The organism is Roseateles sp. SL47 (genome assembly GCF_026625885.1).
GTDB lineage: Bacteria > Pseudomonadota > Gammaproteobacteria > Burkholderiales > Burkholderiaceae_C > Roseateles.
In genome coordinates this window covers 4,217,447-4,235,538 of record NZ_CP113068.1, presented here as the reverse complement: position 1 = coordinate 4,235,538, position 18,092 = coordinate 4,217,447, and the positions used below count along the sequence as shown (strand labels likewise).

Sequence of the window (18,092 nt, the reverse complement as noted above, 5' to 3'; positions counted from 1 at the left end):
GCCGCCCCCCGTCGCCCCTTGGATGCACGATGTCTGTGCCGGAAGGCGAGTACCGCGACATGCGGGCGACGAGCGTCGCTGCTGTTGTGTTCAGTCGTTCAGCAGCAAGGCATTCACCGCCGCGCGCGAGGGCAACCCGGCGCGCGCACCGAGCTTGGCCACCACAAAACTGCTGACCGCGCACGCGAAACGCAGACACGCTGGCAGTGAGTTGCCCTCCAGATAGGCCAGCACGAAAGCGGCGTTGAAGGCATCCCCGGCCCCCGTGGTGTCCCGCACCTGGGTCGCAAAGGCCGACTGTTGGATCACGCCATGCTGGTCCACGGCCATGGCCCCCGCGGCGCCCATCGTGACCACGATGCAGGCGGGGCCGGGGTCCAGATGGGCTTTCAGCGATGCCAGCGCTTCGACCGAAGGCGCCTCGCCCGTACCCGCCCGGAACCCGGCTTCATTGAAGAACACGAGGTCCGCCAGCGCCATGCGTTGCTCCATGGCCTGGCGGTCGCTGGCCACGGAAGGCTCCAGGTCGATGGCGATGCGGGTGCCCGTGCGCCGCGCCAGGTGACAGATGCGCTCCAGCTCGCGCTGGTCATAGGGCATCACATAGATCACCCGTGACTGCAGCATGGCGTCATGCAGGCGCTGGGTGAGGAAGGGCGGCGGCGGCGGTGCCATCGGCGCGACCACCAGGGCACGATCACCGCCCGGTGGCAGCAGCGAGATGGCTACGCCGGAGGACTGGCCGTTGACGGTCTGCAGGTGCTCGATGTCGACGCCATCCTCCCGCATCGAGCCTCGCAAGGCCTCGCCAAAGGCATCGGCGCCCACCCGGCCGAAGATGGCCGCGCGTCCCCCCAGCCGGGAGACGGCGCAGGCCGCATTGGCGGTGGTGCCGCCGGCCGACTGCAGGGCCGGCCGGGCCAGCACCTTGCCCCCGGGTTCGGGCAGGCCCTCCAGGTCCAGCGTCAGGTCCATACAGGGGTCGCCGTAGGCGAGCAGGTCCCAGCGGCGGATATCAGGCATGGCGGCGCTCCCTTTGCTCCTGCAGATGACGCCAGGCCAGGGTGCTCAGGCCGGCGGCCAGCGCGGGAAGATTGAAGTCCGCCCGGTTGGCGGCCTCGAACTCGGCGCGCAGTACGCCGGGCACCGCATCCATGCCTCGCCAGGCGCCGACAATGGCGCCGGCCATGGTGGCGATGGAGTCGGTGTCGTTGCCGATGGAGGCACCGATGGCGATGGTGCGCAAGGGGTCGGCCCGGGTGTAGGCCACGATGCCCACGGCCACCGGCACCGATTCCGCCGCCAGCACGGAGTTGCCGATCAGGGCCTCCATCTCGCGCATGAAGGTGAGGTCGTCGCTGGCCTCCATCGCGATGGAGAGAGCGGCTTCCAGGCGGACCAGGTAGCGGGGGCCCGCCACCACACGCGCGCGTTCCCGGGCCAGCGCCTCGCCGCGGCGAGCACCTTCCACCGCGGCGGAGAGCACGTCGTCCAGCGCGCCGGGCACGTCCGGGCTCACCAGCGCTCGCGACACCGCGCTGGCGATGGAGCAGGCCGCGGAGATGGCCACTTCCGTGTCGTGCGAGGGCAGGCAGGTGATGAAGGCCTGTTCGCAGGTGGCCGTCAGGTCGCCCGGGTGGATCAGCCCCACCGGCGCCACCCGCATGGCGGAGCCGTTGGTGGTGCCCATGCCGGTGAGCTTGCGGCGGGACTGGCCGATCACCCCCACCGTGGCCAGGTCCGTGCCCTCCTGCAGCGCCTTGACGATGCCGGCGGTGCTGGGGCCCATGAAACCGGCCTTGGGACTGGTACGGACCCAGTCGAGCAGGCAGGCCACCCAGCCCGCCTGGTCCAGGCGGCCGTCCGCCGACACCAGGGCGCGGGCGAGGTAATACATCTGGCTGGCATCGTCCGTGACTTCGGCGCGCAGGCCGCCATTGACGCCAGCGAAGGTGTCGGGGGTGGGGGTCTCGAAGCGCGTGACCAGGCCGCCGAAGGTGGCGGCGATTTCGTCGATGCTCCATTGCTCGGTCGGCGCGCCGAGCGCGTCGCCCATGCCGGCCAGCGTCAAAGAGGCCTGGATACGGTCGCGCAGTTGTTCCTGATTCATTGTGAACGGGGTCTTTCTGATTCCCTGAGCGGGTGTTTTGTGTGTCTTGTCTGTGTTGGGGGCTGCTGAACGGATCAGTCCGCGCGTGCCGCCCGTGTCTTGAGTGCCCGATTCCGCGTGCGGTGGCCAGCGATCAGCATCGCGATCAAGGTCATGAGCGGAGGCAGCATCTGCGGCACCTGGGGCGGCCACGCCAGTACGCCCAGCTGCGTGACCAGCACCGCGCTGCCGCCGAACAGCAGCGACGCGGCGGCGGTGCCCCAGAGCGCGCGGGCCCCCAGGAAGACGGCCGCCAGCGCCAGGAATCCCCGGCCCGCGCTCATGTCCGCCTGGAAGAGCGTGACGTACCCCATGCTGAGGTAGAGGCCGCCCAGCCCCGCCAGGGCGCCGCTGGTGAGCAGCGCCAGGTATTGCATGCGCTTGACCGGAATGCCGGCGCCCAGCGCGGCCGCGGGGTTCTCCCCGGTGGCGCGCAGCCACCGGCCCCAGGGCGTGCGGTACAACAGCAGCCCCACGCCGGGCACGGCCAACAGGGCCAGCGGCAGGGGCAGCGGGTGGCCGTGGCCGCCCTCGCCATTGAGCAGCAGGTTCAGCGCGGGCCAGCCGCCCAGGCCGGGCACCTGCAGCCGGGGCAGGGCGGGGCTGACGAGGCTGGCCGTGGAGCCCTTGTCGCCCACCCAGCTGGCCATCAGGAAGACGGTCAGGCCGACGGCCAGCAGGTTCAGGGCAATGCCGGCCACGATCAGGTCGGCCCCGAATTCGAGGTGGAAGATGGCCAGCAGCAGCGACAGCGCCATCGCCGCCAGCAGGCCCGCACAACCGCCGATCAGCGCCTGGCCCCAGACCGGCAGCCCGGGCCACAGGTGCCCCGCCTGGATGGCGCCCATCACGCCGAAGAAGGCGGCCACCAGCATCAGCCCTTCCAGGGCCACGTTGACGCAGCCCGCCAGGTCCGAGACGAGCGCGCCGAGCGCTGCCAGAAGAACAGGCGTGGTGGTGCGCAGCAGGGCCACCAGCAGGCCCACGGCGGCCAGGGTCCAGGTGTCGGTCACGTCCGTCATGTGGGGGCTTCCGAGGAGGTGTCCGCACCCGTGGCTCGGGTTGCTGGCGTCCGGAGGGACCTCGCCCACGACGCCGCGCGCGACAGCCCGGCCGCCAACCGGGGCCACAGCCGGGAAGACACCACGAAGAGAATGACCAGTGCCTGCAGCACCAGCACCATCTCCCGCGGCACATCCGTGCTGCGCTCCATGGCCTGGCCCCCAGCGCGCAGATAGGCATAGAGCAGGGCGGCCATGGGGATGGCGCGGGGCTCGTTGCGCGCCAGCAGGGCCACGACGAGCCCTTCGTAGCCCAGCCCGGCGGGCAGGTCCACCGGCAGGCGGTGCAGCAGCGCATGGCTGATGTGAAGGCCAGCGAGCCCGGCAAACACGCCGCCCAGCGCCATCGAAAGCATGATGGTGCGCGCCACCGGCAGCCCCATGCGCCGCGCGAAGGCCGGCGCCTGCCCCACGGCCCGGATGGCGTAACCCGCACTGGTGCGGCTCAGCAGCAGGTGGCCGGCCCAGGCCAGCAGCGGCACGCCCAGCAGCATCCAGCTCACGTGGGTGCGGGGGATCAGCGCGTCCAGCGAGGCGGCCGACGGCAGCACCGGGGTGGCGATGAAACCCGCCTGCGAATCGCTCATCCATTCCGTGATGACCAGCCGGAACAGCTGCACCGCGATGAGGTTGAACATCAGCGTGGTGACGATCTCGTTGGCGCCATGCCGGGCCTTCATCCATCCGGGCAGCAGGCCCCAGGCCCCACCGGCCAGCATCGCCGCCATGAACGAGGCGGGCAGCACCACCAGCGCCGGCATCGAGGCCAGGGCCAGGCTGGTGGCCACGGCGGCCAGGCCGCCGAGGAACATCTGGCCATCCGCGCCCAGCGAGAACTGCCGGGCGCGCAAGGGCAGGGCGATGGCCAGGCCCAGCAGGGCCAGGGTGATGGCGTCCCCGATGGCGGCGCCGAAGAGCACCAGGCGCCGCACCTCCCAGCCGTGTTCGCCCTGATGGAACTCCGGCAGCGCGCCGGTGAGCAGGGCGAGCCAGGCGCGGGCGGGCTCATCGCTGACCAGGGCGGTCAGCAGGAAGCCGATGATCAGCGCCGCGGCGATCGACAACGGCAGCGTGCCGGCGCCGCCGTTCAGTCGGAGGCCGAGACGGCGAAGACCGGTGGGCAAGGCGGTGGACAGGTTCAGGAGAGCCATCGTCAGACCGCGGCGTCTTCGTCGCGGGTGAAAGGGGCGCCGAGGTCGGCGCGGGCATGGGGATCGCGGCGCAGGCCAGTCATGTAGAGGCCCAGGCGCCGGGCATCGACCGCCTGGGCGGCAAAGTGGCCCACCAGGCGGCCTTGGTCCAGCACGATGAGCCGGTCGGACAGGGCGAGCAGTTCATCTAGATCGGCGGAGACCAGCAGAATGGCGGCGCCGCCGTCCCGCAGCGCCAGCAGCCGTTCATGCAGGGACTGGGCGGCGCCGATGTCCACGCCCCGGGTCGGCTGGCAGGCCACGAGGAGCCGCGGGGCCAGGGCGATCTCGCGCGCCAGCACCACCTTCTGCATGTTGCCGCCGGAGAGCGAACGGATGGCGGCGTCCGCCGAGGCGGCGACGACGCCGAAGTCCCTCAGCAACCGGCGGGTCTGCTCGCCAGCTAACGCCAGGTCCATCCAGCCCGTGGGGCGGGCCAGCGGAGGGCAGTCATGGCGATTGGCGATGGCGTTCTCGGTGATGGACATGTCCGGGGCGACGCCGTCGTGCAGCCTGTCCTCCGGGATCGCGGCCACACCCGCCGCGCGTGCGGCGCGGATGCCCGCGTCGCCCTGGCCGTGCAGCAGCGTACCGTCGACCCGTACCTCGCCATGATCTGGGCGAAGCAGGCCGGCCAGCATATCGGCCAGCAAGGTCTGCCCATTGCCTTCAACGCCCACCACACCGAGGATCTCGCCGCCGGCGATGTCCAGCGTCAGGCCTTCGACGGATTGGCGGCTGCCGCGCGGGTGGACCGACAGGTCGCGGACGCGCAGTACGGGCGTGGGACTGGTGGGTGCCCGGCGGCTGGCCTTCAGCGGCGTCATGGCACGGCCCATGACCAGGGTGGTGATCTCGTCCGCGCTGACCTCCCGGGAGGCTGCGCTGCCGGCCACCCGGCCAGCGCGCAGCACGGTGAAACGGTCCGCGACTTCGCGGATCTCGGCGATGCGATGGGTGATGAGGACCACCGTCAGGCCGCTGTCCGCAAAGCCTCGCAGGGCCTGCATCAGCGCCTCGGCCTGCTGCGGCGGCAGTACGGCGGTGGGTTCGTCCAGCATCAGGATGCGGGCGCCTTGGTGCAGCGCCTTGAGCAGGCCGACAGCCTGCTGCTCGCCGAGGGACAGGCTGGACACGGGCGCGTCCGGGTCCAGCGGCAGCTGGTAGCGGCGGGCGGTCTCGGCCACCTGCCGGGCCGCAGCGCGGGTGTCCAGCCACAGGCCGCGCCGAGGCTCCTGGCCCAGCACGACGTTGGCGGCGACGGTGAAGGAGTCCACCAGGGTGACATGCTGCGGCACCAGCCCCATGCCGGCGGCGATGGCGGCCCGGGGCGAGGGCCAGTGCACCTGCTGGCCGTCCAGGCGGATCTCGCCAGCACTGGGCTGCTCCAGTCCGTAGAGCATCTTCATGACGGTGGACTTGCCGGCGCCGTTCTCGCCGACGATGGCGTGCACCTCGCCGGGAGCGATGGACAGCGTCACCTGGTCCACTGCCAGCGTGCCGGTGGGGTAGCGCTTGGAGACCTCGTGCAGGGAAAGGATCGGTCGAGGAGGGGCCGTGGGCAGCGCCGCCGCCACGGGGCGGATGGATGGGATGGGATGCATCATGACGTCTTGGCCGCGAAGGCGCTGGGGACTCTGCGCTGGCCGGTGATGATCTCGGCCTGCACCTGGTCGAGCTCCAGCAGCAGCGCTGGCGGGGCGTTCTCCAGCGCGCCAGCGCGGGGAGCCAGGCTCACGCCGCGCTCGGCCAGGCCCAGGGACAGGATGCCGCCGGTGGTGGGGGCGTTGCCTTCTCGTGCCGACCGGGCCGCCCGCCGGATGGCCTCCAGCACGGCAACGTCCACGTTCTTGATCACCGACGTGACGATACGGGCCGCGAGCGCGGGTTGATGGCGCTGGTAGATCGCGTACTGGTCCACGTCCACGCCGATGGCGTAGCGGCCGGTTTCCAGCGCGGCTTCGTTGACGCCCTGGCCACTGGCGCCCGCCACATGGAACACGATGCCGGCGCCGCGGCCATACATCGTCTTGGCGATCTCCTTGCCCAGCGCTGGATCGGAGAAGGAGTTGGCATATTGCGTGGCCACCGGCAGGCTGGGGTCGGCCGCCTTGGCGCCCGCCCGGAAGCCGACGATGAAATCGTCCACCACCGGAAACTGCATGCCCCCCATCACCCCCAGGCCGCCTCCGGGCGGCATGCCGGGCAGGCCCGCCTGGTCCAGCTTCGCGGCCAGGTAGCCGGCGAGATAGGCGCCCTCGTTCTGGCGGAACAGCAGCGACTGAACGTTGCGGCAGGCACAGCGGCGGGTGTCCACCGAGGCGTCATACAGCACGAAACGCCGGTCCGGATAGTCCCGCGCCAGTTGCTCGACATAGGGCGCCATGGTGAAGGTGCCGGTGACGATCAGGTCGTAATCGCCGCTGTCGACCAGGCTGGTGAGCGCGGGCAGCCACCGGGTGGGATCGGTGCCGCCCTCGATGATCCTGACCGAGACGGGCAAGGCGCGGGCCGCGTCACGCATGCCCTTGGCGGCGCCGTCGAAGAAGGACTTGTCGCCCAGCGTGCCGTTGATGAAGAGCACGGCGCGCAGGCCCTGGCCAGCCTGGGCGCGTGGCAGCAGGCGGTCCCCCACCGCCTTGATGGCGTAGAGCGCCACGACAGCGGCGATCAGCCAGGCGAACTGAACCAGCAGGAACTTCAGGGAAGCGCGCATCGGAGCCAGGACGTGCGGAGGAGGAGGGTGGACTCAGGCCAGACGAGTGGACTGCGTGATACGTGCGCTGTAGCGGTAGCTGGAGACGTACTTCATCAGGCAGTACTCGATGGGTTCACGCCGGTCCGAAAGGGTGATGCGTTCACACACCAGCAGTGGGGAGCCCTCGGGGATTTCCAGCAGCCGGGCCTCTTCCGCATCCGCCGTGGCGGCGAACAGGTTCTCCACCGCCTCCACCGGGGCAAAACCGGCGCGCTCCTGCAGCAGCTGATACAGCGAGCGGGTGCGCTCCACCTCCTGCCGCTCCAGCTTCACGCCGGGGGCCAGCGGGAAGTAGGCATCGTGCAGGCCGACGGGCACGCCGTTGGTCAGGCGCACGCGCCGCACACGGGTGAGTGGATGGCCCGATTCCAGTTGCAGCAACTGGGCAATGGCAAGGGTGGCCGGGCTGAGTTCCAGGTTGAGGATGCGCTGCGTGGGCGCGCCGCCGCGTTGGCGGGTGTCCTCCGAGAAACCGTCGATGTAGCGGGACATGCGCCGCACCAGCGCCGGTGCCACGAAGGTGCCGCGGCCGTGGTCGCTGTAGACCAACCCATGGTCTTCCAACAGCCGGACGGCCTTGCGCACGGTATCCCGGCTGACCTGGTGCTGCTCCGTCAATTCACGCTCGGAGGGCAGGGCCTGGTTGTCCGCCAGCCGGCCTTCATTGATGGCGGCGCGCAGGGCATCCGCCACCAGGCGGTAGCGGGGGACCGCCGCGGCGGCGGACGGGGAGTCATCGGAACGCTTGTTCATCGTTTCATGCTCTCATGGTACGTACCAGAAGGTCAATAGGAGCTGCCCGTACGGGTGACTCATGAACGTTTGACAAGGCTGTGACAGAAGTGTTTTCCCTAAGAAAACCGTTTTTATGCGGCAAAAGGGCTCCACTCCGGATTGACGTGGTACGTACCAGTATTGGATCATCCGCCCGATTTCGCAGTACCCCAAACCACGACGCTTACCCGTGCATCCAGGCTCCACCTGCTGAAAGCTCCAACAACATGTCTCCTCTTGCCTACGTTCCCTTCCGCCCGCTCCCCCTTGTGGCGCTGCTGCTGGCCGCTCAGGCGCTGCCGGCCCTGGCCCAGGAAGTGCCACCGCCGGCGCGGCCCGCCAGCGATGCTGCTCAGGACACCAGCACCGCGCCCGCGGCTTCCAGCCAGTCGCTGGGGCAGGTGATGGTGATGGGGGAATCCATCGGCCTGCGCCAGGCGCGTGCCAACGTCAAGATCACCGCGGCTGATCTGGACCACTACCCGACCGGTGTCTCGGCGGACAAGCTGCTGGAGCGGGTCTCCGGCATCCAGGTCGGCTCGTCCAATGCCTTTGGCGGCGACGGCTTCGAAAGCACGATCAGCATGCGTGGCTTCGGCAAGGACAGCATCGGCTTCTCGATTGATGGCATTCCCAACGGACGCACCACTCTGGGGGGCGGGTCGGTGCCGACGCGATTCTTTGACAGCAGCAACCTGGCCGGCATTGATGTGTCCCAGTCCGCCGGCATCGTGGGCGCACCTTCCCATCAGGCGCTGGCTGGCCACATCAACTATCTGACGCAGGATCCCAACCGCAACTTCGGTCTGCGGGCCGAAGCCGCCGCTGGCAGCGCGGACCTGGGCCGGCTGTATGCCCGCGTGGACAGTGGCGAGATCGCCCCGGGCCTGACTGCGTATCTCAGCATCTCCCGCCAGCAATGGAAGGTGTCCTATGTGGACGACCCTGCCGGCCACAACACCCGCGACCATGCAGACCTGAAGCTGGCCTGGCGCCTGGGTGCGGACACCACGCTGAAGCTGCACTCCAGCTACAACGACCGTGAGGAGAGGAGTGGCACGAACATCGTGACGCTCAAGCAGTTCCAGACCAATCCCAAGGCGGACGGTTATACGGACACCTGGACGGGCGTGCCTGGCAGGGACCGCAACTACCGGGGCCTGAAGGGCAACCCGCGCGAAGACCGGCTGAGCTATGTGGACCTGAGCACCTCACTGGCCGGTTTGAAGGTGTCGGCCAAGGCCTACCACCATGGGCAGGACGGTACCGGCAAGGAGACCGGGCTGGGTAATGCCGGCTACCCCGGCCTGGATGGCCGGGCCACCAGCCTGTACTTCCGCGCCAATGACTATGGGCTGTCCCGCAATGGTGCGCTGGTGGAGGTCAGCGCCCGCCACAACGACCTGATCGACTGGCGTGTGGGCGCCTGGTATGAAAGCTATGACCGCAGCCAGCTGCGGCGCTGGTATCCGGTGCTGGACGAGGCCACCGGCCCGGCCTACAGCGACACGCCGGACGCCACCAGCGAAGACAAGCACTGGAAGAACCGCAGCACCATGGTGTATGCGGCCAACCGCAGCAGCCTGCTGGAAGGGCGACTCAAGCTGGACTACGGCCTGACCTACCTGGACAACCGGGTGGACTATCGCGCGCCCATCCAGGACTCCCGCACGGCCAAGGTGAACTACGTGAACGAGGCACGTGTGAATTCTGGCGTGCTGCCCAAGCTTGGCGCGCTGGTGCCGCTGGCGGCCAACACCGAGTTGTTTGCAGGCTACGCCAAGAACGCTGCCACCATGACCGACGCCACGCTGGAGGGCGGTGCCGCGGCCACGCTGGCTGGGGCCACGCGGCCACATGACATGGACACCGCCAAGGCGTTCGATCTGGGGCTGCGCCACAAAGGGGAGAACTATGCGCTCGGCATTCAGGGGTTTTCGATCCGTTCTAAAGAGACGGTGGCGGCCGATATCGCTGGTACGCTCCAGTCCGAGAACGTCGACCAGGGGCGCCGCATCAACGGCGTGGAACTGAGCGGCAATGGCCGCCTGGGTGCCGCCTGGCGCTTCTATGGATCGTTCACCTACCAGAAGGCGCGCTACGAGCTCAGCGATGTTGACGCACAAGGGTATCCGGCCAAGGGCTTCATCCGTGATGGGGCGGACCTGGTGGGCATCGCGCCGCGCAATCTCTTCCTGGAAGCCACGTGGCGGCCGACCGATGCGCTGCGCCTGGTGGCCAATGTCCGCCATCTCTCCAGCCAGGCCGGTTATTACGCCAACCCGCGTGTGGCCAACAGTGGTGTGGACGAGCGCTTGCCCGCCTACACGCTGCTCGGCGCCGGTGCGTCGTACCAGTGGGAGCGTGTGTCCGTGGGGCTGAACCTCGAGAACATCACGGGCAAGGACTACATCTCCGGTGTGGCGCCTGAGCTGATGACCACGGCCTCCAGCGTGGGCCGCTATTTCATCGGCGCGCCCCGTACTGCGGTGCTGTGGGTGAGGATGGAGCTGTGAGCGAGACGGCGTTGAGCGCGATCATCGCCTCTCTCGTGATCGGGCTGATGGCCGGCCTGACCTCAGGCTGCTCCGTCGCGCCTTCCGCGCGTGGCACCGCCGGTGGGGATGGTGCTGGCACCGCCACCCAGACGCTCGCCGATGTCCGTGTCGCGACCGCCACCGCCGCGCTGCCGGGCCGGCCGATGGCGCTGCGTCTCATTGGCGCGATCACCATCGACCGGGTTCCGTCCGACCCGCTGCTGCAGCACCTGGGCGGCATTTCCGGGCTGGACTACGACGCCGCCACCGACACCTGGTTCCTGCTCAGCGACGACCGCTCGGAAGAGGCGCCTGCGCGTTTTTATACCGCGCGGTTGAACTGGAGCGAGCATGGGATGACGGGTGTGCAGGTGCTTGGCGTGACGACCTTGCTGCAAAAGAGTGGCGCGCCTTATCCGAATGCCAGGGTGGAGATGGGGGCAGGGGATCCGCAACCTGAGATCCCGGACCCGGAGGCCATTCGCCTGGACAGCCGGACCGGACAACTGCTCTGGTCCAGTGAAGGCGACCGCAAGCGCGGCATTCAGCCCTTCATGCGCTGGACTGAACGGGATGGCCGGTTTGTCAGGGAACTGCCGTTGCCGGCACGCCTGGAGGTCCATCCTCGTGAGCAGCGCGGCGCGCGGGACAACCTCAGCCTGGAAGGGCTGGCGTTTGCCGCCGATGGCTCGGTCTGGGCCGCCATGGAAAGCCCGTTGATCGAGGACGGTGAGCCGCCATCGCCCAAGGCCGGTGCGCTGACCCGGTTCACTCACCTGGACCGCGAGGGTCGGCTGCTGGGCCAGTATGCCTATCCGCTGGATGCCGTGCCGGTGCCCCCGACGGGTGGTCACTACCTGTCAGACAACGGTGCCAGCGAGCTGCTGGTGACACCCGCCGGCACGCTGCTGGTGCTGGAACGGTCCGGCCGCGAGGTGGCGGATCGGGATTTCAAGTTCCACATCCGGCTGTATGAAGCCAGCGTGGACGGCGCGACCGACATCAAGGATGTGGATTCGCTGCTGCGCGCACGTGTGGCGCCGATGCGCAAGCGCCTGGTGCTGGACCTCCAGTCCGCCGGGGTCGATGCCCCTATCGACAACCTGGAGGGCATGGCCTGGGGGCCCATTCGAACCAATGGCCGGCGAACGCTGGTCATGATTTCCGACGATAACTTCTCGCGTCACCAGGTGACGCAGGTATTGGCCTTCGAGGTGGATTGATGAAAACGACGGACCTGGAATCGATGTCACGCGCCTGGCTGGAGGCCGCGGCGGCGGGAGATCGGTCCGGGTTCGAGCGGCTGTACCGGCACTTCCAGCCTCAGCTGCTGCGGTTTGTGCTGCGCGGCTGCGGGCGTTCGCATCTGGCCGAGGAGGTGGTGAACGATGCCCTGTGGGTGGTCTGGAGGAGTGCGGGCAACTTCCGCGGCGACTCACGGGTGTCCACCTGGGTGCATGGCATTGCCTACCGCTGCATGCTGCGCGCGCTGCGGGACCGGGTGACGTCGGAGGAGATCAACGCCTCAGCCTTGTCGGCGGCGGAGCTGGCCGCGACGGAGCCCTCGGTGGAGGAGGATCCGGACCGGGAGCTGCGCGATTGGGTGGGTTGTGGCCTGGCATCGCTGCCCATCATGCAGCGGCTGACGGTGGAGCTGGCGTATTACCAGGGCGAGACCTGCGAGGACATCGCCCGCATCATGGAGTGCTCCACCGGGACGGTGAAGGCGCGGCTGATGCATGCGCGGTTGAAGCTGCGCACGGTGCTGCCGGTGCTGGGGGGTGAACGGGTGGTGCGGGAGGCGTCGTGATGACGCCGTTGGGCCGGCTGATGCACACCAGCATCTCACCGTACTGGCGAAGGCCGCACCTGTGGCTGGAGAGCCAACCTTGGTCCAGTACAAGGGCGGGGGATTCGATCAGATGCACTACACCTTACGGAATGCCGCCGGTGTGCTATCGGTTGCAGGTTGCGGCGTGGATGAACTGAAGGCATCGATGGAGCCGGGCAGCAAGCCAATCGTCATGTTGCGGATGATGATGTTGCTGGACGCTGCCTTGATGGCCAGGCCGAAGTTGGCCGCCGATCCGTTGGCCCCTTGAATGGTGATGTCGTTTTTGTTCTTGATTTCAACGATGTCGCCCGCCGCCTTTTGCCACTGCGTGCAAGGGTCGGGAATGGTGGAGAAATTAAAGGTGCCGGTGTAGGTGAGCACCAGACCGCCGCTGCCGCTGTAGGCATCGATGGCCGCCTGCATTTGTGCAGCGGTGCTGACATTGACCGCCGTTTTGCTGCCGCCACCGGTGACGGTGCCGGCAAAGCCGCCGGTGTTGGTGTTGGTGGTGGTGGGCGCGGAAGGTGCTGGCGAAGGGGCTGGCGAAGCCGTTGGGCTCGGCGCTGGAGTCAGGCTGGTGGTGGGCATGTCATGTTGACCGTCATCCAGTCGAACGCAAGGCAAGTTGGCCGCCTGTCAGCCGCTCGGAGCCTCCACGGTCAAGATGTCTTGGTATCTAGGGCAAAGTTGTCTTGAGTCAGACAGCCAGCGGGCGCGGCGATGGGTGTCTCGAACCGATGGACGACATGCAACATAATGCACCTTGTCGTCAAATAGGCTAGATGAAGCCAAGCGAGCCATGAGGCTTGCGGACCGCATGGAACGGGCCCGCAAGCTACGTGCGCTCCATTCCACGCTGGGGTTCACAGCCGCTAGCCTTGCGACATTTTTTCAGGTGTCCACTCGGACCGTTTATCGCTGGCGGCGCCACGGCGACGCTCCGGATGCCGTCTTGAAGGTGTTGCGCTGGATGACCTGGCGTGAGCTGCCAGGTCAAGCCTGGCAAGGCTGGTACTTCGGTGGTGGCCGCCTCTGGACTCCCGAGGGCAACAGCTTCAGCCCCAAGGACTTTTCTTGGATGTCGCTGACCGTGCGCCAGGCCAGGATGTTCGGAGTGGTCTACCGCGAGTGTTCGCAGCTGCGTAGAAGCCTCCTAGAGGCCCGCCAGCAGCTCAACGCGGCCAAGGAGCTGTCAGCCGCCGCAGAGAGCCGTGCGAGCGTTCTGGAGCTCGCCTTGTGGGGCGTCCTGGAACGTAGGCGTCAACAGGCGCTTGAGGCACTGGGGGAGCCCGGGAATCGCGCGGAGCGCGAACCCGGGTTAACCCGGTGCCTCCATCGGGACGGTCCAGTAACACGTTCCGAAATTCTCACGGGTGAGAATTTCGCTTCGCAGATCGCCCAACTTCATCTGCCAGCGATGGTCGGCACTGACGCGGTTTTCGGTGCCTTTCGGGGTGACGCGCTTGTAACACGTCACCAACTGCTCAATTTTGGGCAGGCTGCACGGTCGGAGGTGCGCGATGTCTGAAGTCATCAAGCGCCGGCCTCGCATTGGTCTGAAGGCCGATCACTTGCAAGCCGTTCGCGAGGTTCTTGCTGCCCATCCCGGCCTTGCACTGCGCAAGCTCGCACCGCTGGTGGCTCAGAGGCTTGAGCTGCCGCACGTCAGCGACCACGCGCTGCACAACTTCCTGGCTCTGCACGCGATCCCGCGGCAGGTCCCGCAGCACGTGATTGACCGCTCGGCCAGGCTCAAGGCTAAGGGTCCGTTGCTGCTGAGTGCTCCGTTGGTCGCAGTGGATTCGTCACCCGTTACGAATGTCGGCCCCGAGCTCCAGGGAGGCTGCAATGCGATCTGAAGCCACTGCGTTGTTCGATGGCAAGGCTCGGCTTGGTTCCGAGCATGTGGATGCGGTCAAGCGGCTGATCCAGGTCAATCCGGGCATGAGTCTGTACCGTTTTGCCACTGTTGTCGGCGCCAAGTTGCGTATGCCGTCACTCGGCTATGCAACGTTGTCGCGCTTCATGCAGGCGCATGGCTTGGAGCTGCTGCCAGCCGAGCAGAACGAACTAGGCATGGCCAGGGCATTCGACGCACTGCATTCGGTTTTTAGCCCCCTGCCCTCGTCCCCTTTGGCGTCCAAGCCTGGCCGCGTCGTGAGCTTTGCGAAGCACCGCCGGGCCAGCGCAAAGGTCGACAAGGCGATCCCACGAGAGCGCGCACTCCGTCAGGCGAGGCTACACGCAACCGGCTGGCTTTCCCCCTCTATGGTTCGTCGCGCCGCGTCAGCGGCGCTCGAGGCAGCAATTGCCAAGTCTTTGCTTCCGCCGGACCCAGCCGAGTTCGATCCTGACGCGCCTGAGTCGTGGTTCACGCCCGAGTGCTTCGCTGAGGACGTCGCGGATCTTTTCCGCCTGGCGCTGCTGCAGTACGGCGTGGATGCCGGGTTCCACGCAATGCGCTTCGACCTGGACAAGCTCGCGGCGCTCGATGGCGCGGCGACGCTTTTCGAGCACCTCAAGCCGGGCAAGCGGGGGCTGGGGCAGAGCCCCAGTGAGCCCGCCGAGGGCGGCGTTACTGCCACGGCGTCAGTAAACCAAGCGTTGTCCGCAGGCACCAAAACATGAATATCTCGGTGGTTATCTGCGCCATCAAGACATGTTTACCGAGTTACTAACTATTTTTTTACCCGACGACTGACATATTATCTAAGGGAGGTTATGGGATATGGAATGCACCTTGTAGTCAACCAAACCCAAAGAAGCCAAGCGAGCCATCAGGCTTGCGGACCGCCCCCAACCACTCACGCCGCCATGCGCAAGGCGAGCACCGCATTCAGCCCGCCAAAGGCGAAGTTGTTGGACAACGCCGCCCGAATCCGCGCAGGCCTGGCCACGTTGGGCACCACATCCAGGTCACAGGCGGGATCCGGGCCCTGATAGTTGGCCGTTGGCGGCACCATGCCATGGCGCATGGCCAGCAGCGTCGCCACCAGCTCGATCCCACCAGCGGCACCCAGTGCATGGCCATGCATCGACTTCGTCGAAGACACACACAGCCGATCAGCCTCGGCACCGAACACCTGCCGAATCGCCTTGCATTCCTCCGCATCGTTGACCGGGGTTCCGGTGCCATGGGCATTGATGTAGTCGATGTCCGCCGGGCGCAGATCGGCCAGCGCCAGCGCCGCAGCCATGGCTTGCGCCGGGCCCTCGGCAGAAGGATGCACCACATTGGTGGCATCGGCGCTCATGCCCACACCCGCCAGTTCCGCATAGATCGCGGCACCGCGGCGAAGCGCGCTGTCCAAGGTCTCCAGCACCACCACCCCAGCCCCTTCCGCCAGCACCATGCCGCTGCGCCCAAGCGAAAACGGCCGACACGTGTCGGTGCCCATGACTCGCATTGACTCAAACGCCTTGATGTTGGTGTAGACCAGATTGGCTTCGCTTCCCCCCGTCACCGCTCGGTCCACCAACCCCTGCTTGATCATCAGCCAAGCCTGCGCCACCGCATGGTTGGAACTGGCACAGCCGGTGGCAATGACCATGGTCGGTCCGGTGATGCGAAACTTCATCGAGACAAAACCGGCAGATGCCTGGTGATTGGTCCGTGGCACCAACATCGGGTTGCAGCGCTGGCGCCCTTCCCCCAGAAACTTCCACGCCGCCTCTTCTCGCGCATGTTCCCCACCCGCACCAGAACCCAGAATCACCGCCGTGCGGCTGCGGTCATGGTCGGAGTCCAGCAACCCTGCGTCGCCCAGTGCTTCCCGGGCCGCCAGAATCGCATACTGGGCATAGGGATCCAGCAGGATCAGTTCGTCCTCATTGAAATGGTCCTGCCATCGATAGTCCGGCACGACACCCAAGGGGGCCGTCACGGAAAACGTCCCAATGCTGCGTGTGGTCGGCTTCAGGCCGCACCGCCCTGCACATAAGGCGTCCCACACCGCATGCCGCCCAATCCCCTGCGCCGACAGGCACCCGACCCCGGTCACCACCACCCTTCGATCGCTCGTCATGCTGCCGCCTCGGCGTGGCGCTTGGCCACCAGCAACTCTGCCACCACGGCCAGCGTGTCTTCCAGCGTGCTGACGGTTTCCAGGTGTCGCCCAAAGATATCGATGCCGAAGAATTCCTCGATCTCGAACACTGTCGAGATGACGGTCAAAGAGTCCATGCCCACCTCCTGGAAAGAAGTGTCCATCTCCATGCCCGACTGTCCGAGCGAGGGTTTGACCTTCGCGACCATGGCCAGAATTCCGTCGCGGATGGTTTCCAGTTCGCCGATGTTCATGCCGAACTGTTGAGCCATTTCTGCAATGCTTTTCGCCATCTTGCCTCCAAGGTGCGTCAACCCCGAATCAGTGATTCACTGATTCACCGATTCACTACATGACAGTGATCGTGATCTGATTGCTCTGCGTATTGCCCTGTGCGTCCGAGACCACCAGCACGTAGTTGCTGGTTTGGTTGACGGTGACCTGGGTGTTCCCCGTCCCAGTGCTACCCTCAAGCACCAGGGAAACGCTCTGGCCATTCAGGGTAGCGCTGGTGGCATTGAGCGTCTGCCAGTTGAAGGTCACCTTATCCCCAGAACTGACGATTTGCCGATCCGCAATGAAGTACTGGCACTCCAGCCAGGGCCCCGGTCCGATGTAACGGGTTTGCGGCCCCCCCGGCCCGGTGGCCACCAATTGATAAATCACCGGCGGCGCCGGAGGCAGGGGCGAGGTGTTCTGCATCACCGTGCCGCGGCCATTGCGAACATTGAAGACGGGAAAGCCCCCCGTGGGCGGCACTGCGAAATAGAGAATCTCCATGGGCTGCAGCCGAACCAGCAACTGCTGCTGCACCGGCCCTCCATAGCCCTGCAGCGTCAGAGTAAAGGTGATCTCGCTCGCATTGTCGGGCGCCAGATCACCCGGCTGCACGTTCCTTGATCCATTGACCGGTACGGCGCTGATGGTCTGCGGCGTCAGGCTGGCAGCGCTAGCGTATTGGGAGGTCCAACTCAGCTTCACGGTGTCGAAAAATCCAACGTCCAGATTGGCTGGACCGAAACTCAGTACCGACACCCGTCCCACATTGACGGCCACCGTCTGCGAAGCACTGTGCCCTTGATCGTCGTACACCGTCAGTGTGTAGACGGTTGAAGGTGGCTGCGGCACCACCTTGAAGTAGCCCTGGTACACCGGGCCGGTGCAGGTCTGCGTCTGCCCGCCAGGTTGAAGTTCCACACGGCTTCCACCGGTCGCTGTGAAGCTGATGGTCGAGGGCTGGCCCAGTGTCACGGTGGCCGGGCTGGCCAGTGCGGAAATTTCCAGTTGGGGGCCCGTGATCTCAACCGGCAGTTCGATGCTGCCGTAGTCGTCACCAATGCTTTCGTCAATCTCCACCTGGCAGGTGCTTCCCTGCGTCCCGTCGACCTGGATCTGTGTGAGCTGCACCGCGAGCCCCTCCCCCGCCTTGAGCGTGACGCTGGCAGGCAGGGGCCGAACGATGAACGAACCGGGAGATCCCGCCAGAGGATTGATACTCCAGGTGGAAGGATCCAGGGACCGGTAGCCAACGGCCGACAGCGCAGTGGTCAGGTTCGAAGGCAAGGTGATGGTGATGCTGTCGTTGTTCGCGCGGGAAAAGACCACGTTGTCCGTCCCGTTGTTCATCGCGCCAAAGGCCAGCATGCCAACGGCGCCGGACGGCAGGGAGTCCGGCGCCACCGAGTAGCTCAGCAGCGTGTTGGATGTTTCGACCAACGCCCGGTGAATCAGCAGCTTGGACAT

17 protein-coding genes and 1 pseudogene are annotated in these 18,092 nt (G+C 66.8%); 7 read left to right on the top strand and 11 right to left on the bottom strand.

Going from position 1 to position 18,092, the window contains the following annotated elements; all coding sequences use genetic code 11:
• Window positions 1–90: 90 nt before the first annotated feature.
• From OU995_RS18515 to OU995_RS18485, 7 genes are all read right to left on the bottom strand, one after another.
• Window positions 91–1,023: a carbohydrate kinase family protein gene (locus OU995_RS18515; RefSeq protein ID WP_267831490.1), complete on the bottom strand. Its 933-nt coding sequence runs from the start codon at window positions 1,021–1,023 to the stop codon at window positions 91–93.
• The gene (locus tag OU995_RS18510; RefSeq protein ID WP_267831489.1) at window positions 1,016–2,110 is read right to left on the bottom strand and encodes an ADP-ribosylglycohydrolase family protein; all 1,095 of its coding nucleotides are present in this window, start codon (window positions 2,108–2,110) and stop codon (window positions 1,016–1,018) included. Before OU995_RS18510 ends, OU995_RS18515 begins: the two co-directional genes overlap by 8 nt.
• Window positions 2,111–2,184: 74 nt before the next feature.
• A complete protein-coding gene (locus tag OU995_RS18505) occupies window positions 2,185–3,171 on the bottom strand; it encodes an ABC transporter permease (protein ID WP_267831488.1) in 987 nt (328 codons plus the stop codon).
• Window positions 3,168–4,361, bottom strand: a complete 1,194-nt coding sequence (locus tag OU995_RS18500) for an ABC transporter permease (protein WP_267831487.1) — start codon at window positions 4,359–4,361, stop codon at window positions 3,168–3,170. The genes OU995_RS18505 and OU995_RS18500 overlap by 4 nt, the downstream gene beginning before the upstream one ends.
• A 2-nt stretch (window positions 4,362–4,363) precedes the next feature.
• Window positions 4,364–6,007: an ABC transporter ATP-binding protein gene (locus tag OU995_RS18495; RefSeq protein WP_267831486.1), complete on the bottom strand. Its 1,644-nt coding sequence runs from the start codon at window positions 6,005–6,007 to the stop codon at window positions 4,364–4,366.
• Complete coding sequence (locus OU995_RS18490; protein WP_267831485.1) at window positions 6,004–7,116, bottom strand: BMP family lipoprotein; 1,113 nt, start codon at window positions 7,114–7,116, stop codon at window positions 6,004–6,006. The genes OU995_RS18495 and OU995_RS18490 overlap by 4 nt, the downstream gene beginning before the upstream one ends.
• Window positions 7,117–7,149: 33 nt before the next feature.
• The gene (locus OU995_RS18485) at window positions 7,150–7,911 is read right to left on the bottom strand and encodes a GntR family transcriptional regulator (RefSeq protein ID WP_267831484.1); all 762 of its coding nucleotides are present in this window, start codon (window positions 7,909–7,911) and stop codon (window positions 7,150–7,152) included.
• 248 nt (window positions 7,912–8,159) lie between these two features.
• Here OU995_RS18485 and OU995_RS18480 point away from each other — a divergent pair, with 248 nt between their 5' ends.
• From OU995_RS18480 to OU995_RS18470, 3 genes are read left to right on the top strand one after another with little or no spacing between them, the layout of a single operon-like run.
• Window positions 8,160–10,448: a TonB-dependent receptor gene (locus OU995_RS18480; RefSeq protein ID WP_267831483.1), complete on the top strand. Its 2,289-nt coding sequence runs from the start codon at window positions 8,160–8,162 to the stop codon at window positions 10,446–10,448.
• Window positions 10,445–11,692 (top strand): esterase-like activity of phytase family protein, encoded by a 1,248-nt coding sequence (locus OU995_RS18475; RefSeq protein ID WP_267831482.1) that lies wholly within the window; start codon window positions 10,445–10,447, stop codon window positions 11,690–11,692. Before OU995_RS18480 ends, OU995_RS18475 begins: the two co-directional genes overlap by 4 nt.
• Window positions 11,692–12,279 carry an RNA polymerase sigma factor gene (locus OU995_RS18470; protein ID WP_267831481.1) on the top strand — a complete coding sequence of 196 codons (588 nt, stop codon included), beginning with the start codon at window positions 11,692–11,694 and terminating at the stop codon, window positions 12,277–12,279. Before OU995_RS18475 ends, OU995_RS18470 begins: the two co-directional genes overlap by 1 nt.
• Before the next feature lie 117 nt (window positions 12,280–12,396).
• On the opposite strand, the gene OU995_RS18465 is transcribed toward OU995_RS18470, so the two are convergent.
• Window positions 12,397–12,891 carry a hypothetical protein gene (locus tag OU995_RS18465; protein ID WP_267831480.1) on the bottom strand — a complete coding sequence of 165 codons (495 nt, stop codon included), beginning with the start codon at window positions 12,889–12,891 and terminating at the stop codon, window positions 12,397–12,399.
• Window positions 12,892–13,102: 211 nt separating this feature from the next.
• On the opposite strand from OU995_RS18465, the pseudogene OU995_RS27600 reads away from it, so the two are divergent.
• The 4 genes and pseudogenes from OU995_RS27600 to OU995_RS18450 form a co-directional block, all read left to right on the top strand.
• Window positions 13,103–13,222: pseudogene (locus OU995_RS27600) on the top strand (hypothetical protein); the annotation flags it as partial.
• A gap of 39 nt (window positions 13,223–13,261) precedes the next feature.
• Window positions 13,262–13,831, top strand: a complete 570-nt coding sequence (locus OU995_RS18460) for a DUF3653 domain-containing protein (RefSeq protein ID WP_267836302.1) — start codon at window positions 13,262–13,264, stop codon at window positions 13,829–13,831.
• Complete coding sequence (locus OU995_RS18455) at window positions 13,824–14,162, top strand: hypothetical protein (protein WP_267831479.1); 339 nt, start codon at window positions 13,824–13,826, stop codon at window positions 14,160–14,162. Before OU995_RS18460 ends, OU995_RS18455 begins: the two co-directional genes overlap by 8 nt.
• Entirely contained in the window at window positions 14,152–14,931 is a 780-nt protein-coding gene (locus tag OU995_RS18450; RefSeq protein WP_267831478.1) for a hypothetical protein, read from the top strand. Before OU995_RS18455 ends, OU995_RS18450 begins: the two co-directional genes overlap by 11 nt.
• 176 nt (window positions 14,932–15,107) lie before the next feature.
• On the opposite strand, the gene OU995_RS18445 is transcribed toward OU995_RS18450, so the two are convergent.
• Genes OU995_RS18445 through OU995_RS18435 form a run of 3 tightly spaced genes read right to left on the bottom strand, consistent with a single transcriptional unit; the run spans window position 15,108 to window position 18,092 of the window.
• The gene (locus tag OU995_RS18445) at window positions 15,108–16,328 is read right to left on the bottom strand and encodes a beta-ketoacyl-[acyl-carrier-protein] synthase family protein (RefSeq protein WP_267831477.1); all 1,221 of its coding nucleotides are present in this window, start codon (window positions 16,326–16,328) and stop codon (window positions 15,108–15,110) included.
• On the bottom strand, window positions 16,325–16,642 hold the full coding sequence (locus OU995_RS18440) for an acyl carrier protein (RefSeq protein ID WP_267831476.1): 318 nt from the start codon (window positions 16,640–16,642) through the stop codon (window positions 16,325–16,327). The genes OU995_RS18445 and OU995_RS18440 overlap by 4 nt, the downstream gene beginning before the upstream one ends.
• A gap of 55 nt (window positions 16,643–16,697) precedes the next feature.
• Window positions 16,698–18,092, bottom strand: coding sequence for a hypothetical protein (locus OU995_RS18435; RefSeq protein WP_267831475.1), 1,395 nt, complete (start codon window positions 18,090–18,092; stop codon window positions 16,698–16,700).